General features: G+C 56.9%; 15 protein-coding genes. 3 read left to right on the forward strand and 12 right to left on the reverse strand.

The features are described 5' to 3' along the window. Positions 1-6: 6 nt before the first annotated feature. Positions 7-2,607, reverse strand: coding sequence for a cation:proton antiporter (locus OKX01_RS17830; protein ID WP_264672889.1), 2,601 nt, complete (start codon positions 2,605-2,607; stop codon positions 7-9). 283 nt (positions 2,608-2,890) lie between these two features. On the opposite strand from OKX01_RS17830, the gene OKX01_RS17835 reads away from it, so the two are divergent. After that, on the forward strand, positions 2,891-3,328 hold the full coding sequence (locus tag OKX01_RS17835) for a DUF2946 family protein (RefSeq protein WP_230019413.1): 438 nt from the start codon (positions 2,891-2,893) through the stop codon (positions 3,326-3,328). Between the two features lie 98 nt (positions 3,329-3,426). Beyond that, positions 3,427-5,478, forward strand: a complete 2,052-nt coding sequence (locus OKX01_RS17840; protein ID WP_108728366.1) for a TonB-dependent copper receptor — start codon at positions 3,427-3,429, stop codon at positions 5,476-5,478. A 251-nt stretch (positions 5,479-5,729) separates the two neighbouring features. Here the strand turns inward: OKX01_RS17840 and rpoH are convergent, their stop codons facing one another. The 11 genes from rpoH to OKX01_RS17895 all read right to left on the reverse strand — a co-directional run bounded on the left by rpoH (position 5,730) and on the right by OKX01_RS17895 (position 17,954). Then, positions 5,730-6,626, reverse strand: coding sequence for an RNA polymerase sigma factor RpoH (rpoH, locus tag OKX01_RS17845; protein ID WP_094198069.1), 897 nt, complete (start codon positions 6,624-6,626; stop codon positions 5,730-5,732). A 286-nt stretch (positions 6,627-6,912) separates the two neighbouring features. Then, on the reverse strand, positions 6,913-7,806 hold the full coding sequence (gene fghA, locus OKX01_RS17850) for an S-formylglutathione hydrolase (RefSeq protein ID WP_264672202.1): 894 nt from the start codon (positions 7,804-7,806) through the stop codon (positions 6,913-6,915). A gap of 127 nt (positions 7,807-7,933) precedes the next feature. Further along, positions 7,934-9,040 (reverse strand): S-(hydroxymethyl)glutathione dehydrogenase/class III alcohol dehydrogenase, encoded by a 1,107-nt coding sequence (locus OKX01_RS17855; protein WP_094198071.1) that lies wholly within the window; start codon positions 9,038-9,040, stop codon positions 7,934-7,936. Positions 9,041-9,192: 152 nt separating this feature from the next. After that, positions 9,193-10,434 carry a cardiolipin synthase ClsB gene (gene clsB / locus OKX01_RS17860; RefSeq protein ID WP_094198072.1) on the reverse strand — a complete coding sequence of 414 codons (1,242 nt, stop codon included), beginning with the start codon at positions 10,432-10,434 and terminating at the stop codon, positions 9,193-9,195. 41 nt (positions 10,435-10,475) lie between these two features. Beyond that, positions 10,476-11,327 carry an endonuclease/exonuclease/phosphatase family protein gene (locus tag OKX01_RS17865; RefSeq protein ID WP_094198073.1) on the reverse strand — a complete coding sequence of 284 codons (852 nt, stop codon included), beginning with the start codon at positions 11,325-11,327 and terminating at the stop codon, positions 10,476-10,478. 18 nt (positions 11,328-11,345) lie between these two features. Continuing rightward, a complete protein-coding gene (aspS, locus tag OKX01_RS17870; RefSeq protein ID WP_094198074.1) occupies positions 11,346-13,133 on the reverse strand; it encodes an aspartate--tRNA ligase in 1,788 nt (595 codons plus the stop codon). Positions 13,134-13,175: 42 nt separating this feature from the next. Beyond that, a complete protein-coding gene (locus OKX01_RS17875; RefSeq protein WP_094198075.1) occupies positions 13,176-13,826 on the reverse strand; it encodes a DUF502 domain-containing protein in 651 nt (216 codons plus the stop codon). Positions 13,827-13,837: 11 nt separating this feature from the next. After that, positions 13,838-14,101, reverse strand: coding sequence for an FmdB family zinc ribbon protein (locus OKX01_RS17880; protein ID WP_094198076.1), 264 nt, complete (start codon positions 14,099-14,101; stop codon positions 13,838-13,840). Between the two features lie 204 nt (positions 14,102-14,305). Continuing rightward, positions 14,306-15,565 carry a putative Na+/H+ antiporter gene (locus tag OKX01_RS17885; protein ID WP_094198077.1) on the reverse strand — a complete coding sequence of 420 codons (1,260 nt, stop codon included), beginning with the start codon at positions 15,563-15,565 and terminating at the stop codon, positions 14,306-14,308. A 38-nt stretch (positions 15,566-15,603) separates the two neighbouring features. After that, entirely contained in the window at positions 15,604-16,548 is a 945-nt protein-coding gene (ubiA, locus tag OKX01_RS17890) for a 4-hydroxybenzoate octaprenyltransferase (protein ID WP_094198463.1), read from the reverse strand. Positions 16,549-16,757: 209 nt separating this feature from the next. Beyond that, on the reverse strand, positions 16,758-17,954 hold the full coding sequence (locus tag OKX01_RS17895) for a PLP-dependent aminotransferase family protein (RefSeq protein ID WP_094198078.1): 1,197 nt from the start codon (positions 17,952-17,954) through the stop codon (positions 16,758-16,760). A gap of 295 nt (positions 17,955-18,249) precedes the next feature. Between OKX01_RS17895 and OKX01_RS17900 the strand changes: the two genes are divergently transcribed. After that, complete coding sequence (locus tag OKX01_RS17900) at positions 18,250-18,855, forward strand: HutD family protein (RefSeq protein ID WP_249460515.1); 606 nt, start codon at positions 18,250-18,252, stop codon at positions 18,853-18,855. The last annotated feature ends 2 nt before the right edge of the window (positions 18,856-18,857 follow it).

An 18,857-nucleotide genomic window follows, 5' to 3' on the forward strand; every position in this document is an offset into this window, starting at 1 on the left:
CTCTACTCAACTTTCTTGCGTCTTAGGTGGTAGCGGCGGCCCTACAAAATTCTCCGCCTCACTCAAAGCATGCGCCAAGCCAAATAGCGGTGGCAGTGCTTCGTGCTGGCGTTGGCCGGACTCGAACTCTTGCCAGACTTGGTAGGCTCGCTGGCGTTGACGCACGACTGCCTCGATCTTTTCACTGAAGATAGGATCTTTGCCACGCAAGGTGTCGAAGTCGCGCTCGGTCAGCATCAGCAGGCGGCTATAGCCCAGAGAGCGGACTTCGCCCGCATGGTCGCTATGCTCGACGACATTCACCTCGCCAATCGTCTGCCCTGTTCCCAATTCGACCAGACTGCCATCGGGCAAGGTCAGCTCCAGTGCTCCGGAAGCCACAAAGAACATGACGCGCATGCCGCCGTAGCGCAGATGAATCTTCTGGTCCGGCAGAGCCAGACGGGGGCGCAAGCGTCGCGCCAGTTCTTTTTTGGCCTGCTCGGAAATGCCATCGAACATGGGCACCTGGGCAATCAACTCCATGGCACTCATGGTCATGTCCAGAGTGGGACGCTCCTCCAGATAGCGCCAGCGTTGCGTGATCTGTTTGACCAGATCCGCGTACATCTCGCTGGTAATCAGAGAGTGCGACAGCATGGTGCGATAGTGGGCTCTCTCTTGTGCCGCCGCCACTCGCGCCAGATAGGATTCCTGCAACCATTGTGCAAACACAGGGTATTGCAGCGTCAAGGAATGCAAGGCATCTTCCAGTTGCGACAGACGCAATTGATGGGCCTGCACAATCGTACCGGTGGCCTGCTGCCCCAATAAGGGAGCCAGCTCCGTTTGGGCAAACTGTATCAAACGCTGGGCCACTGACCGCTTGGCGATCAGGTTCGAGAAACGCTTGTCCAGTTCCCGGACCAGCCAGCCTTGCCGGCCAAATAGATAATGCAAGCGCAACGCATAACGAAACCCTCGGGAGTAACGCAGGTCTGATGCAATGGCGGCCTCAAAACCAGCCAAACCCGCCTGACGCACCGTATCGTTCATGCGCTCGGCCCGGCTTAACAAGGACTCGGCTGTTTTCCAGTCCACAATCTGCGATTTCAACTGCTCGTAAAACAGCTCCACTTCACGGGCCGATAGAATCGCCATGCCCATTTTCACTTTCTGCGCCTCGGTCAGGCTTTGGATCTGACCCGACGCCACACCGGCCTGACTGACCTCAAAAACGGTACACAGGCGCTCAATAACTTGTGGCTTGATTTGCTCTTGCCGACCCAGTTCCTCGGTCTTGTCGCGCAGCTCTTCCAGGGCCAGACTCACCGCCTGATCGCGCAAATGGCGCTCCAGAGGAGTCAGTTGGTTCAGACCCAAACGACGAATCAAAGGCCGCAGACTGATCCCGTTCACAAACAAAGTCAGCAACACAAAGCCCGTCGTGGCCACGCCGATGAACTGGCGCACATCATGCGGGATAGCGTGTTGCTCGGTGACGGCCAAGGCCAACGCCAAGGAGACAGCACCACGCAGCCCACCCCACAGAATCACCACCCGATAGGGACGACTGACTCGGGTCCCAAAGCGGGTGCGCCCCAGCAAGGGCAACACGGCAAACACCATGACAGCCCGTGCCAGCAAGGTCACCACAAACAGCAAGGCGACCAGGCCGATCTGCATCCAGGTGATTTCAGCCATCAGGCGCGGAATCAACATGGCAGCAAACAAGAAGATCAAGGAATTGGCCAGAAAGCCCATCTGGGACCAGGAGCTGCTCAAGAGTTCGAAGGTCGCGGGCGACATGCGGGTGCGGCCTGTGGAGCCCACCACCAAACCGGAGATGACCGTGGCAACCACACCAGATACACCCAGATAGTGCTCGGACACAAAAAAGGCCAGATATGCCAAGGCAATGGTCAGCGTCACTTCCGCTGCGGGCCAGCCTCGTAACAGCACGAACAGGCCACTGGCCAGACGCCCCATCAGGAAACCCGCAACACCACCGCCCAAGAAGCTGAACAGGAAACTGCCCAGCACGGTGCTGCCACTTAATTCGCCACCGCCGGTCAACACCGCCAGCAGCACCGAGTACAAGGCAATCGAGGCTGCGTCATTGAACAGGGCCTCGCCCTCGACCAGCGTGGACAGACGTTTAGGCGCACCCACTTCACGGAAGATACCCACCACAGCGACTGGGTCTGTGGTGGCCACAATGGCGCCCAGCATCAAACAGACCACCAGCCCATAGGAAGAGGCCACGTTCAGGGCATAACCCACGGCAAAGGTACAGACCACCACGGCCACAATGGCCATCATCAAGATGGCGCCTATATCATCGAGCAACCTACGCAGGTTCATGGCCAGCGAAGTCTCGAACAGCAAGATAGGCAGGAAGGCGTAGAGGAATGTCTCGGAGGAGATGTCGAAGGCTTGCAGGGTGCTCAGAAAGTCCGACACCATCTTGGGTGCCCAGGCATGCAGATGCAACAGGATGCCCAGCGCAAAGCCGATCAGAGCCAAGAGTACGGAGTACGGCAGTCGCAAGCGTCCCGCCAAAGGCGGCATAAAGGCAACCAGCCCCAACAGGCCTGCCAACCCAAACACAAACTGCCCAATCTGCATCGCGACATCCTTTGTCATCGGCATTGAGTCTACCGGCATGTACCTACGCATTCAGGCGTGGACAGGCCAGATCGACACGGAAAATCCCCCCGCTTTCCGCATAAGGCAGAATAGCGCCTTTTCCCCGCATCACAGCCACCGAACTATCTTTTTCTCGCAAAATTTACGTTTTTTGGCCTCTGGCCCCGCACCCAGAGCCACATCTACACAAAGATACGACAGCGAGCCGGAATCTGCGCCAACGCAAATTCGCCTTTGACATAACTGGTTATACTTTCGCATCATGAATTTTCCGCGTCCCTTTCCTGCTGCGACTCGCTGGCCCCATCGTCTGGGCCTGTGCTTGTTGTTGCTGGCTGTGGTGCTGCGCGGAATCGTGCCTGCGGGCTACATGCCCACGCAAAACGATCAGGGCTATGCCCTGGCCTTCTGTTTGCCTTCAGGACAAAGCCTGCCCCCTGAAATGGTGCAGCACTGGGCAGCCTTGTTGGGCGAGGACACCGCTGACCATTCGGACGAGGCTACTACCAGCGCCACCTGTCCATTCTGCGTCATGCTGCAAGCCGCGTTGACGCCCGCGCCTGTGGCTGTCGCCACACCCTTGAGCCTGGGCCACTTCCGGCCCTTCCTGCTTCCCCCGCTTGATCCCGCCCTGGCACAGGCCTTTATTCGTGGCCCGCCGGTGGGACAACGAGCCCCACCCTTTCTTCTTCCTGCCTGATTTCCCGCGTTCGGCTCTGCCGCTGCGCCTTTTCTCCTTTGCTGCTATTGCCCAAGCGGATTTGCCGCTGGGCGACGGCTGCTCTTCGGAATTTAGTCATGAAGAAATTAGTAAACCCCGGCCTGATCAGCGCCGGTGTTCTGGCCTGTGTGCCCTCTATTGCCCTGGCCCAATCCACCGTTATCGAACAACTCAGCCCCATTGTGGTGACAGGGGTGGCTCCTGAATCTCCCTTGCAGTTCAGCACCAATCCCAAACTGCCGCGCCTGCCCCTGCCCGCCAGCGACGGCACAGACTACTTGAAAACCATCCCTGGCTTTGCCGCCATCCGTAATGGCGGTAGCAACGGCGACCCGGTGCTGCGTGGCATGTTTGGCTCGCGCCTGAACGTGCTGACCAATGGCAGCTCCATGCCTGGTGCCTGCCCCTCGCGCATGGATGCGCCCACCTCCTACATTTCGCCCCAATCCTTTGATGAGCTGACCATCATCAAAGGCCCACAAAGCGTGCGCTGGGGGCCAGGCGCGTCTGCCGGGACGGTACGTTTCGAGCGCAAAGCGCCTGGCTTTACCGAAAGCGATGCCACGCTGGACGCCAGCATCCTGGGCGGCTCGGCTGGTCGTCACGCAGGCAATGTGGACTTTGCTGCAGGCAATGCCTCTTACTATGCCCGCCTGACCGCCAATCAGGATCGCGCGCAAGACTACAAGGACGGGGATGGTGAGCGTGTGCCTTCGCGCTGGAAAAAATGGAATACAGACGTCGCCATTGGCCTGACACCGGATGCCGATACCTTGCTGGAGTTAAGCGCAGGCACGGGTGACGGCTATGCCCGCTATGCCGGTCGTGGCATGGACGGCACCAAATTCAAGCGCGAAACCTTGGGTCTGCGCTTCCAGAAAGACATGCATGAAGGCGTGCTGCGAAATGTGCAGGCCCAGTTGTATTACAACTACGCCGATCACGTGATGGATAACTACGAACTGCGCCCCTTCAAGCCCAGCGGCGGTATGTCCATGCCTATGGCTTCCAATGTGGACCGTCTGACCTGGGGCGGCCGCTTCAGCATGGACTGGGCCTTGAGCGACGACCTGACGCTCACCACCGGCGCGGATGCCATGCGCAGCCGCCATCGCAAACGCAGCGCAATGGGGATGCAGGACTACCGTGATCAGGATTGGGTAAAAGATGCCGAGTTCGACAATATCGGCATCTTCACCGAGGCCCGTTGGGATCTGAATGACGCCAGCCGTTTGATTGGTGGTGCGCGTCTGGATTGGGCCAGCGCCCGCGATCTGCGCCCCAGCCTGGGCAGTGGCATGATGAGCAAGCCCAACCCCGGAGCCAACGAGCGCCGTCGGGAAACCCTGCCCAGTGCCTTCTTGCGTATCGAGCATGATCTGGATTCCCTGCCTTTGAGCCTGTACGCCGGTATTGGTCATGTGCAGCGCATGCCGGATTATTGGGAACTGATTTCCCCGGCCAGCGGTCCGCAAGGCAGCCCCAGTGCCTTCCTGGGGATTCAACCTGAAAAGACCACGCAGCTGGATTTTGGCGCGCAGTACAAGGATGAAACGGTCTCGGCCTGGGCTTCTGCCTATATCGGCCAGATTCAAGACTACATCTTGTTCGACTACCTGCCCGGCGGCATGATGGGCAAGAAAACCCAGGCCCGCAACGTCAAGGCCCGCATTATGGGCGGCGAATTGGGTGCGGACTGGAAAGCGACGCCCAACTGGACCTTGGGCGGCAGCCTGGCCTATGCCTGGGGCCGAAATAGCACTGATGGCCGCGCTCTGCCACAAATGCCCCCGCTGGATCTGCGTCTGACAGCGGATTATGTGCAAGGTCCTTGGTCCGCAGGCGGTGTCTGGCGCATTGTGGCCAAGCAAAATCGCTATTCGCAGGGACAAGGGAATGTGGTGGGTTACGACTTTGGGCCTACCGGCGGTTTCAGCACCTTGTCGCTGTACGGCGGCTACAAAATCAACCGCAATCTGTCTGTGACAGCCGGTGTGGATAATGTGTTCGACAAGACCTATGGCGAACACCTGAATCTGGCCGGGAACAGTGGGTTTGGTTTTGGGGCAGCAAGCCGCTTTAATGACCCTGGTCGCACCGTCTGGCTACGCGCTGCTTTGACCTTCTGATCGTTTTTGCCTGCTAGGTCAGATGGACTCAGCAGGCAAAAAGGCTGAAAAATCAGGGCAAAAAAAAGGGACACCTAGCTGGTGTCCCGTAAACATCCGCTTCAAAAGGGAGGGGAAGAGGAGAAGCCGAAGCGGATGTGCAAATGCCGAATTGCATAGGTGGCAAAAATCAGCAAATGTATTGTTTAGTCCGCGAAGATCAGCTTAAGTTCTGCCGGTTTCCCTGGAAATTTGTAACTCTTTAAAACGACTTAAACTGCTGCCGCCAAAGCGACACGCAGCTTCTTGAATGCAGCCACTTCAATCTGACGGATACGCTCTGCCGACACGCCGAATTCGGCAGCCAGATCGTGCAAGGTCGCGCCACCATCGTCCTGCAACCAGCGGGCGCGCACAATGCGCTGCGAACGCTCGTCCAGCGTGTCGATCGCTTCTTCCAGGCCGCTGCCTTCCAGCATGTCCTGAGCACGACGTTCCAGCACACGCGAGGGTTCCTCCTGCCCTTCGTCGGACAGGTAAGAAATAGGCGCGAAATGGTCATCGTCGTCATTAGTCGGGGCTTCCAGAGCCATATCGTGACCGGACAGACGCACTTCCATCTCGCTGACGTCCTGTGGACGTACATCGAGTTCACGCGCAATCGCGTCTACCTGCGCCGTATCCAGCGTTTGTCCGTCCGGACGCATGCGGCGCAGATTGAAAAACAGTTTGCGTTGGGCCTTGGTGGTAGCCACTTTCACCATGCGCCAGTTGCGCACGACGTATTCATGAATCTCGGCCTTGATCCAATGCACGGCAAACGACACCAGACGCACACCGCGTTCTGGGTCAAAGCGTTTGACGGCCTTCATCAGGCCCACGTTCCCTTCCTGAATCAGGTCGGCATGCGGCAAGCCGTAACCCAGGTACTGGCGGGCAATGGACACCACCAGACGCAGGTGCGACAAAATCAGTTCGCGCGCAGCATCCAGGTCATCCTGGTCGCGCAGGCGCTGACCCAGCTCGGTTTCGCGTTCGGCGCTGAGCATGGGCAGACGGTTAACAGCAGAAATATACGCTTCGATCGTCCCCAGTGCGCCTGGATTAGACACGGCGGCGACGAGTTCATTACCAGACGCCAGGGCCAAAGCGTTCGCTTGTTGTGTCATGGAAAATCCTTCAAAGGTCAGCCGGCGAGAGCACTCAACAAGGCCCTCAAACCGCCAAAAACGTATTTCAACAATCATTGAGTTTAGCACTCGATGGGCTGGAGTGCTAAAAATTTCGGATACAGGAATAAGAGCGTCGCAGCAAGAAAAAGTTCACTACTTGAGGGGAAACAGCGGTCAATCGGTGGGCAGAACGCCACAAACAGGCAAAAAACCGTGTCTGCCTGAGAGTAACGCCTTAAGGCCCACCTGAAAATAACAAAGTACGACCTTGTTTATCCAACGATCACAGTCGCTCGGCGTGGAAATTCAGATGGTCCTGAATGAAGGTCGAGATGAAGTAGTAGCCATGGTCATAGCCGTCGTGACGGCGCAGGGTCAAAGGCTGTTTGGCCTGCTCGCACGCCTGCTCGAATACGTCCGGATACAGTTGTTCGGCCAGAAAACCGTCGCTCAAACCCTGATCCACCAAAATTCCGGCAGGATACGGCGCGCTGGTCTTGGCCATCAAGGCGCTGGCGTCGTGCTGTTCCCAGGCCTGACGATCCTGACCCAAGTAGGCACCAAAGGCTTTTTCACCCCAGGGGCAGCGGGTTGGCGCAGCAATAGGCGCAAAGGCCGACACGGAGCGGTACTTGCCGGGATGGCGCAACGCCAGCGTCAAGGCACCATGACCGCCCATGGAATGACCAAAAATACCCACACGGCTGGCATCACCGGGCAGGATGGTCGTGACCAGCTCAAACAGCTCCTGGGTCACATAGCTTTCCATGCGGTAATGCTTGTTCCAGCCCGGTTCAGTGGCATCCAGATAAAAACCGGCACCCGTGCCCAGATCCCAGCCCTCATCCTCCCCTGCCACACCAGCGCCACGCGGGCTGGTGTCGGAAGTCACCAGCATGATGCCGTGCTCGGCAGCGTAACGCTGGGCACCGGCCTTGATCATGAAGGTTTCCTCTGTGCAAGTCAGCCCTGCCAGAAAAAACAGCACAGGCACACGGCCTTGCCCGATGGCCTCTGCCAGACTGGCGGCCCCTTTCTGAGCGCCGGCCTGTAGTTGTGGCGGCATATACACAGAAAACCGCATGGGCAGACCAATCGTCTGCGAAGCGTGTTGGTAATAACGCTGCCAGCCATCAAAACAGCGGTGTTCGTTGAGCAGTTCCAGTGTCTGAGTCATAGCCCCCTCTTGTTCTCAATTGCAGATCCGGCCCAAAGCCGGTGGCACACCCCCAGGGCGGCAACGGACTCTGGCACCGGGATAAAGGGTGCAGGCAGCGGCCTGCGCCCTCTTCCTGCGACGTCTATCAGTACATCACCACCGAACGGATGGATTTACCGGCATTCATCAGGTCGAAACCTTCATTAATGCGTTCCAGCGGCAAAGTGTGGGTGATCAGATCGTCGATATTGATCTTGCCATCCATGTACCAGTCCACAATTTTCGGTACGTCGGTACGACCACGAGCGCCACCAAAGGCAGAGCCCTTCCATTCACGGCCGGTCACCAACTGGAACGGACGAGTGGAGATTTCGGCACCGGCCTCGGCCACCCCAATAATGATGGACTGGCCCCAACCACGGTGGCAGCACTCCAACGCCTGACGCATCACCTTGGTGTTGCCAATACATTCAAAGGAGTAATCCGCGCCGCCGTCCGTCAGTTGAATAATGTGGTCCACCACGTTTTCAACGTCATTGGGGTTCACAAAATCAGTCATGCCGAACTGGCGAGCCATGGCTTCGCGCTCGGGGTTGATGTCCACACCAATGATCTTGCCCGCGCCCACCATCTTGGCGCCCTGGATCACGTTCAGGCCGATACCGCCCAAACCGAACACCACCACGTTGGCACCGGCCTCCACTTTGGCGGTAAACAGCACGGCGCCCAAACCGGTGGTCACGCCGCAGCCGATGTAGCACACCTTGTCGAACGGCGCGTCGTTACGAATCTTGGCCAAGGCAATTTCTGGCACCACGATGTGGTTGGCAAAAGTCGATGTGCCCATGTAGTGGTGCACAGGCTTGCCACCGATGGAGAAACGCGACGTTCCGTCCGGCATCAGGCCCTTGCCCTGAGTAGAGCGAATGGCGGTACACAGGTTGGTCTTGCGCGACAGGCAGGATTTGCACTGGCGGCACTCGGGCGTGTACAGCGGGATCACGTGATCGCCGGGACGCAGGCTGGTCACACCCGCGCCCACATCCAGCACCACGCCTGCGCCTTCATGGCCCAGGATGGCCGGGAACAAACCTTCTGGATCCGCGCCAGACAGGGTGTAGTAATCGGTATGGCAAATGCCCGTCGCCTTGATCTCGACCAGCACTTCGCCCGCTTTGGGACCTGCCAGATCGACCTCTTCAATCGTTAGCGGTGCGCCCGCTTTCCAGGCAACTGCTGCACGTGTTTTCATGTGGTCCACCCTCCGGGTAAAAGTAATTATGGTTACGGCAAACTCGGTCCTTCGGGACCAAACTCTTAAAGTATAGAGAGTATTTTATAAGGCGCTGCCCGGCTGGCGGCACCTTGTATGGGTAAAGACCCGCACAACGTACAGGATTGCCCTCAATACAAAGACGATTTACCCGTCAGCAGCACGCCCAGGCGCAACATACCATAGGCCAGGTAATCAACCAGCCGGCTGAACACCCCCAGACGCTGATATTGCTCCGGGTAGACTCTGGCAGCATTGTGTTCGATCTCGTACTCCAGCTTGGTCTGCAAATTCTGGGTAAATGGCTGATCCTGAATCAGCACATTGGCCTCACGCGCCAGGAGCAGGCTGAACGGATCCAGATTGGACGAGCCCACCATGGAGTAGTCATCGATGACGGCTACTTTGGCATGCAGATAGCTGGCCTTGTACTCATACAGCTCAATGCCATGATCCAGCAACTGCCCATACATGAATCTACAGGCCCGATATTGCAGGAAATATTCGGCATGGCCTTGCAACAACAAGCGTACTCGCACACCACGTTCGGCGGCTTGCTCAATATGCCGTCGCAAGGTGCGGCCCGGAAAAAAATAGGCATTGGCCAAAATGACCTGCTCTTTCGCCTTGCACAACAACTGCAAATAAGCCTGCTCAATTTGCTGACGATGGCGCACATTATCCCGCAGCAACAAAGTGGCCCGTATGCCTTCAAAGACCTGGCCGGCCTGCTCCGCCTTCTTGCGCTGCTGACGGCGCTTGCGCCATTCGCGCCACAAGGTGAAACGCTGGGTGAAGCTGTCCCAATCCTTGCGTCTGCGCCAGGCCATACGCAGCCATAAAGCCTGCTGCGCCCGCACCATGTCATCGACAATCGGCCCTTCACAGCGCACGGCGAAATCAAAACGCGGCATACCCTGCCCATTGATCAAGGGCACATCATCAAAGTCATCCAGAATATTAATGCCACCCACAAAACCAATGCGCTCATCGACCACCAGCATTTTCCGGTGCAGTCTGCGCAGGCGTCGCAAGGACAGGCGGGGTTCGCGCCACCCTTGCGGCTTGGGGCGATAAATCCGGTAGCGCGCACGCATGGCCTTTAACTGCTCGGCAATTTGCAAGGCATGCACATCGCTGCCAAAGCCATCAATTACCACGCGTACGCGCACACCGCGCTCACTGGCTCGACGCAAGGCGTCCAAAACACAGTGACCACTATCGTCCAGATTGAAGATATAGGTTTCCAGATGCAGACGCTTTCTGGCCTGATCGATGGCTTCGCAGATAGCCGGAAAAAACTCCTGGCCATTTTGCAGCAAGGTGATTTGATTACCTTCGTGCCAAAGTGGATCGCGCTTCAGACTCGGCATGCTGGCTAGGCCTATACGTTAGGAAACCACTGAATGCCCCGTTACGGCAGCTCCAGCTCGGTCAGGATAGGGGCATGATCGGACAACTGCTTCCAGGGGTCTCCCACCAGCACGCGGGCATTACGCACTGCAAAACCACGCTGATAGACACGATCCAGCCGTAACCAGGGAAATGCTGCGGGGAAAGTACGAGGTGGGGGTGTCATGCGTGCAGCACCATTGACACCCAGTTGGATGCCTTGGTCCGGCACAACCAGCCCGCTTTTACGCATGGTACGCAGCCATTTGATGGGCTGGCGCAAGCGGAAACGGTTATCGGCCTGACCGCGAGGCGAGAAGGAAAACACTTCGTACAGATTCAATTGCTGCACAAAGATAGGCGCCAGACGGTTATTCCAGTCGTTGAAATCGCCCGCGATCAACAAGGGTTCGTCCGCAGGGACAATGCGCTTGATACGATCGAGCAAGGCCTGAACCTGGCGAACCCGGCCACTGTTGAACAGGCCCAGATGAACCACAATGCAATGCACCGGACGGCCGCCAACATCAACAACCGCATGGAGCAAACCGCGCTGTTCCATACGATGGTCGGAGATGTCCTGGTTTTCGTACTGCAAAATGGGAAAGCGCGACAGCAAGGCGTTGCCGTGATCCGTATGAGGACGAACCACGTTGCACCCATAAGCCGTATTCATGCGCAAGGCAGCGGCCAGCGATTCGTGCTGGGCGTCCAGACTGCCTTGCAGTTGGTTACGCCCCTGCACTTCCTGCAAAAACAACAAGTCGGGAGACAATCCGTAAAGTCCCAGGCGCAGATCCGCCAAAGACTCCCGTTTGCCAGAAGCCGAACGGCCTTTGTGAATGTTGTAGCTGACTACCCGAATCACTGACACGCCGTCCCCCGCTCTGACTTACTTGTTTTCAACAGCCCGCAGACGAATATGCAACTCACGCAGTTGCTGCTCATCCACAGCCGATGGGGCCTGGGTCAGCAGACACTGAGCACGCTGTGTCTTGGGGAAAGCAATCACATCACGAATCGAATCGGCACCGGCCATCAAGGTGACCAAACGATCCAGGCCCAGAGCCAGACCGCCATGTGGAGGCGCACCGTATTGCAGCGCGTCGAGCAGGAAGCCGAACTTCAGTTGTGCTTCTTCAGGACCGATCTTCAAGGCATTGAACACCTTGCTTTGAACGTCAGCACGGTGGATACGGACCGAACCGCCGCCCACTTCCCAACCGTTCAGCACCATGTCGTATGCCTTGGCAAAGGCCTTGCCGGGATCGGTTTCCAACAGGTCTTCATGGCCGTCTTTGGGGCTGGTGAAGGGGTGATGAGCCGCAAAGTAACGGTTTTCGCCCTCGTCGTATTCGAACATGGGGAAGTCCACCACCCACAGAGGCTTCCAGCCTTCCTCAAACAGACCGTTCTCTTTACCAAACTCGCTGTGACCGATCTTGATACGCAGGGCACCGATCGCATCGTTGACGATCTTGGCCTTGTCCGCACCAAAAAAGATCAGGTCGCCGTTCTGGGCGCCCGTGCGCTCCATCAACTGCTTCAGAACGTCAACATGGATGTTCTTGACGATCGGCGACTGCAAGCCTTCAGGAATCGAGGCAACATCGTTGACCTTGATGTAAGCCAGGCCCTTGGCACCGTAGATACCGACGAATTTGGTGTAGGCGTCGATTTCGCTGCGGGGCATGGCGCCACCACCAGGAATGCGCAGGGCAACCACACGGCAGGATGGGTCATTGGCTGGGGCGGAAAAGACCTTGAAGTCCACTTCACGCATCAGATCAGCCACGTCCACGAATTCCAGTTTGACGCGCAGGTCAGGCTTGTCCGAACCGTAGCGCTGCATGGCCTCGGTCCAGCTCATGGTGGGGAACGTAGGCAGTTCCACGTTTTGCACCGTACGGAAAATGTGCGTGACCATGCCTTCAAAGATCTCGCGAATCTGCTCTTCGTTCAGAAAAGAGGTTTCGCAGTCGATCTGGGTAAATTCTGGCTGGCGGTCAGCGCGCAGGTCTTCGTCGCGGAAGCACTTGGTGATCTGGTAGTAGCGGTCAAAGCCCGAGACCATCAGCATTTGCTTGAACAACTGGGGCGACTGAGGCAATGCGAAGAATTCGCCCGCGTTCACACGCGAGGGAACCAGATAGTCGCGAGCGCCCTCAGGGGTGCTCTTGGTCAACATGGGGGTTTCAATATCGATGAAACCCAGGTCGTCCAGATAGCGACGGGACTGCATGGCCACTTTGTAGCGCAGCATCAGGTTGTTCTGCATTTGCGGACGACGCAAATCCAGCACGCGATGCGTCAGACGCGTAGTTTCGGACAGATTGTCATCATCCAACTGGAAAGCCGGGGTGACCGAGGCATTCAGGATTTCGATCTCATCACACACGATTTCGATCTCGCCCGAACGCAGATCCGGGTTGACGGTGCCTTCAGGACGGGCCTGAACGCGGCCGGTAATGCGCAGGCAGTACTCATTACGGATACGTTCGGCCACTTCAAAGGCCTGCACGTTGTCAGGATTGACGACAACCTGCGCCAGACCCTCACGGTCGCGCAGATCAATGAAAATCACACCCCCGTGGTCGCGGCGACGATGTACCCAGCCAAACAAATTGACCGTCTGGCCCAGGTATTCTTTGGAAACCTCGCCGGTATAACACGTACGCATCTAGGATGACTCCGAAATAGTAAAAACTGCAAATTGGAAAATTCAGGTTCCAGCCAAGGGAGGTGTCCCTTCAGACTGGTCAGAAACTGGGGGTAAGGCGATCGACTCGGCAGGGCCGACCACACCCATGGATACGATGTATTTAAGCGCCGCATCCACTGTCATGTCGAGCTTGTGTACATCGGCCCGAGGCATCATCAGGAAAAAACCGGAAGTTGGGTTGGGTGTTGTGGGCACGTAGACGCTGACAAAGTCGTCTCCCAATATCTGCGCCACTTGTCCGCCCGGTACTCCGGTCAAAAAAGCAATGGTCCAGGAGCCAGCCCTGGGATACTGCACCAGAACGGCTTCGCGAAACGCCTGACCATCGGGTGCCAACACCGTATCACTGACTTGCTTGACCGAATTATAAATGGAACGCACCAAAGGAATACGCCCAAGTAGCAATTCCCAACGATCCACCACCGCACGGCCCAGGTAATTGGCCGCCAGTAAACCCGTACCAAACAAGACCGCCAGCACCAGCACAATTCTAAAGCCGGGAATTCGCAGGCCGAACAGGGCCTGCGAAGACAGAAACTCCGGGACCACGCTCTCCAGCGTTTCGATCAGCAAAGTCATCACCCAGACGGTGATGACCAAGGGCACCCAAATGAGCAGGCCAGTGACGAAATAACGCTTGAAGGGGCGCATAAGAAGTGGTGTTAGCTGGACGATGAGGACGTGGGTGTCGCCGCAGGCGCAGGCGTGGACGTAGCGCCACTGTCCGCGGACTTGCTGCCACCCTGGTTACGAAAATCCGTTACATACCAGCCCGTACCCTTGAGCTGGAATCCTGCCGCCGTTACCTGTTTGGTAAAGGTAGGCTGATTACATTCTGGACAAACCTCTAAAACGGGGTCCGACATTTTTTGCAGCACATCTTTTTCGTATTGGCACGAGCTGCATTTATACGCATAGATAGGCACGACTCATCCTAACAAAAAGCCGAAACAAACTTCGAGAGATAAATAAGTAGGGTCGAAACCAGCAAATTTCAAGCTGGGGACCCGCTCAAAAAGAACCCGAAAAGAGTTCACAGGGGCACTTCTGACGTGATTTTAGCCCTTTTTGGGGTGCAATCGCACTGAACTTCACCCCGCCAGACAGGCCGCCTGCGGCGGCCATCCGATTTAGATCAAAAATAGGCAGGCAGCAATCAAGGTCGGTGCTGCGGCGCTAAGCAGCAGGCGCAGGGGTGAGATGGCCCCGTCCGGAAAGCTGCCTTTCAAAATGGAGAAGCCAGCGGGGTTCGGTGCATTGGCAATCACGGTCAAGCCACCGCCAGTTACAGCACCTGCCACCAGCATGTATCGCCAAATGTCCGACGTACCTTCAACCAAAGAGCCCAGATAGGTCAAGGCAGCATTATCGGTCACAGCGGTCAAGGCCGTTGCACCCCAGAACAGCACCGTCGGCGACAGGCCGCCCAGCAAATCCTGCAACCACCATTTTTGCAAACCACCCAGCACCACCAGACCGGCCAGAAAGAAACCAACCATCAGACCTTCGCGCACCAGCAAGGGGTTCTGGTAATGCTTGTACGAATGGGCATAACCAATGAACAGCATCAGCAACGCCATGAACACAATGGGGTGATGCGCACCGAGCACAACCGCTATCAGGAAAGCCACGTGAACCGCCATGACACCAATCGGTACCGGGCGTTGGGTTTGGCTGGGCTCGGGCATGCCCTGCCCCATTTCCAGCAAAGCTTTACGGCAAATCAGTGTGACCAAAGTGGCATTGATCAAGACGGCCAAAATAGCGCGCCAACCAAAATGCGTTGCCATAAAGGCGCTGTCCCAGCCAAACGTGCTGGCAACCATCAGGACAGGCGGTGCCGCATACGCGGTCAAGACGCCGCCAATGGACACGTTCACAAACAGCACACCCACGGTCAAATACTTGAAACCGGCATGGCCTTGATGGCGGAAATACGCCTTATGCAGCAGCAAAGCCGCCAAGGTCATGGCAGCGGGCTCGGTAATCAGGGAACCCACCAACGGCACCACGGAAATGGTGATGAAGTAGGTGGAAATCTGGTTCGACACGGGTACCGCTCGTGCCAGCACCGACACGATCTTGTTCACCAGCTCCAGAATCGGGCGGCTGGCGGCAACCACCATAATCGCAAACACGAACATGGGCTCGGTAAAGTTGCGGCTCTCCAAATACTCGATGGCCGACTGCAAGTCCACAAAAACGGCCATATAAGCCACCAGCACACAGGCCCAGACGCCAAACACGGCTTCGACCTCGGACAACATGTGCCATAGCCCTGCATGGCTGCCGCCTTTATTGGCCAAGCGTGCAAACACCGGAACCGAGAAGGTGTGGACGATGGCAATGGCAAACAGCGCCGTTGCAACATACTCAAGAGGAGAAGCCATTCTTCGAACCTTTAAAGCTTTATGTAAATTGCTGCGTATCAAACCAAACTGATTGTGCCCGCCAACGCGGCCACCACCAGCAAAACACCAACCCAGATGTTGGCACGGAAAAGGCGCAGGCCTCGTTCGGGATAGCGCACGTCAAAATGTTTCATCTGCCACAGCAGATGGGCACCAATAACCGCCATCACGGCGTAATACAAAATCCGCTCGTCCAACAGCAAACCGCCTACCAGCCAGCACAACATGGCGGCTATATAAAAACCGCTGATCCAGGTCTTGCCGGCCTCACGAAAACGCAAGGCGGTCGAGTGCAGACCCAGCTTGGTATCGTCGGCCACGTCGATATAGGCATAGATGGAGTCATAGCCTACCTGCCACAAAATCGCGCCCACCCACATCAGGATGGCACCCAAAGGCACTATGTTCTGCGTGTCGGACCAGGCCATCAGCATGCCCCAGTTAAAACAGATCCCCAGAACCACTTGCGGCCAATAGGTAAAGCGCTTGCACAGTGGGTAGATCATCACAATGGGAAACAGGGCCAGCGCCAGCCAGCGGCTGTACTCATTGATGGCAAAAAGCAGCAAGGCACACACAGCCATCTGCGCCAGCACGAAGATCACGGCCTTGCGCATGGTGAGCTGCCCGCTGGTCAAAGGCCGGAAACGGGTGCGTTCAACCTGGTGGTCAAAGTTGCGGTCCGCCATATCGTTAAAGCAGCAGCCAATGCCACGCATCAACAAGGCACCCAGGGAAAAGATCACCACACGCCACAAGGTAGGAAGACCGTCCGCCGCCTGCACCAGAGCGGCCAGGGCGGGCAAGAGGGTCAACCAAGTGCCCACAGGCCGGTCCAGCCGGCACAAGCGCGCATAAGGCCCCCAGGAGGCGGGCAAATAACGGGCCACCCAGTCATTGGTGGGGCGCATATCGGACAGATCTGGGCGCGGAGAAGACTCCGAAGCGGATGGAGATGTCATAGAGGTAAAACCTAAATCCAGGCCTTGAGCCATAGACTAGAAACAGGCATACCCTCTGGCTGAGGGTATGCGGTGGATTCCAGGAACCTGCTCATGCTCCAGGAGCAAAGAGAGCAAAATGGACGACCCTTGAAAACCACAACGCTGGCCAGCCAGCGCGTGAAAAGACGCAGACCATCAGTCTGCGTCCATTGCCTGCCAAACACCCATCAGGCTTCTTTGATGAGTTTACCCAAGATGGCGATGCCTTCGCGAATTTTTTCCTCGGGCACAGTCGCAAAGCTCAGGCGCAAGGTGTTGCGTTTGACGTCCTTGCCCGCGTAGAAGGGCTCGCCAGGCACAAAAGCCACCAGATTTTCAATCGCTTTTTGCAACAGGGCCGTGGCATCCACGTGCTCGGGCAAGGTCACCCAAATGAACATGCCACCTTCAGGACGAGTCCATTGGGCCGTATCCGGGAAGTTCTTGTCCATCGCATCGAGCATGATGGCGCACTGTTTCTGGTAAATATCGCGCACTTTGGGCAGGTGCTGTTCCAGGAACCCGTTATGTACGGCTTCGTAAACCGCCATCTGCGTCAACGTGGAGGTATGCAAGTCCGTGGCCTGTTTGATCTGCACCAGCTTGTCGATGATTTTGGCAGGAGCCACGATGTAACCCAGACGCAGGCCGGGAGCCAGAACTTTAGAGAAGGTGCCCAGACGAATCACGGTGGCACCTGCCTTGCGGCCCAAAGACAGCAAGCTGGGCAGGCGTTCGCCAGCGTAACGCAGTTCGCCGTAGGGATCGTCCTCGACGATTGGGATATGTGCGGCAGCACATCGTTCCACCAGATCCTGACGACGCTCCAAGGGCAAACGCAGGCCGGTCGGGTTCTGGAAGTTAGGCAGTGCGTACAGCAGACGGGCACCCATAGCTTCAGGAGCCGACACGTACTCGGGAATCATGCCCTGACCATCGGTAGGAATCGCCACAAAAGAAGGGTCGTACACCGACAGAGCCTGCAAGGCACCCAGGTAAGTAGGCGATTCCACCAACACCTTGCTGCCCTCGTCAATGAACAACTTGCCCAGCATATCCAGCGCTTGCTGCGAACCGTTTACCAGCAGGATTTCGTCGGCGTGTACAGGGGAGCCTTCGGCGCTCATTTGTTCTGCCAACCACTGACGCAGGGGCAGATAGCCTTCCGTGGTGGTGTATTGCAAGGCCATACGACCCTGCTCGCTCAGTACCTTATTGAACGCGCTTTGCATTTCCTCGACAGGAAAGCCAACTGGAGTGGGCAGACCGCCCGCAAAGGAAATAATCTCGGGACGCGCAGTGACCTTGAGAATTTCACGAATTGCGGAGCCACTCAGTTTCTGGGCACGTTGGGAAAAGGTAAAAGACTGCGAGAGGGTATCCATGATTCGGAAAAGTCCTGAAGAAGAACGATTAAATACTTCATATGCAAACTTTCTAGCTTGCAACAATGAACGCAGGATGCCGGACAAACCAGGCATCCTGCACCTTTGAATGAGTTATGACGCGGGTTTATTAGCGTATACCTTGCCACCAAGCGGCTTGCAGCGCAAGTAGCCAAACCGTATCAGCTCGGGATTTACCCTGAAAAATCGATCTCCCCTTCAAGGCAATCGTCGCACTTTGTCTAGACTCAGCTATTGTATATACAATTAAAAATCTGCTCGGAGCCATGCCACCATGAGCGACCCTCACCCTGCCACTTTGCTTGACCTGCTAAACATCAGCAGCCTGCCCGCGCAGCCCTGGAAAAACGGTGGTGGCACCACGCACGAAATACGGTGCTCCCCAAAGAATTCCGATTATGAGCACTTTGACTGGCGCATCAGCCTGGCCCAAGTCCACACTTCCGGCGATTTTTCACGCTTTCCCGGCATAGATCGACACATCATGTTGATCAAAGGCGACAACATGCAGCTAACCCACCATGACCACATTCATGTGCTGCACCCTTTCCAGCCCTACGCCTTCGCGGGCGAGGACCGGGTGGCCTGCGTGTTACCGCTCGGACCCACGCAGGACTTGAATCTGATGCTGCGCCGGGGCCGAGCCCAGGGCAGCCTGCAAGCCTGGCAAGGACGGAATGCTCCCATGACCTTGGCCGCAGGCACGCACTTTCTGTATGCACCGCAAGGCGGCTACCAGCTCCAGTCCGACATACATCGCTGGACCTTGAACACCGGGCAGGCCCTGACAGGCAGCACATCCGCCCCCTTGTCGCTGCAACTGCAGGCCGAGCACGCTGATGCTCCACTGGTCTACGCCTATATCGCTCCCACGGAATAAAA

The organism is Alcaligenes sp. SMD-FA, from assembly GCF_025960365.1.
GTDB lineage: Bacteria > Pseudomonadota > Gammaproteobacteria > Burkholderiales > Burkholderiaceae_B > Alcaligenes > Alcaligenes aquatilis.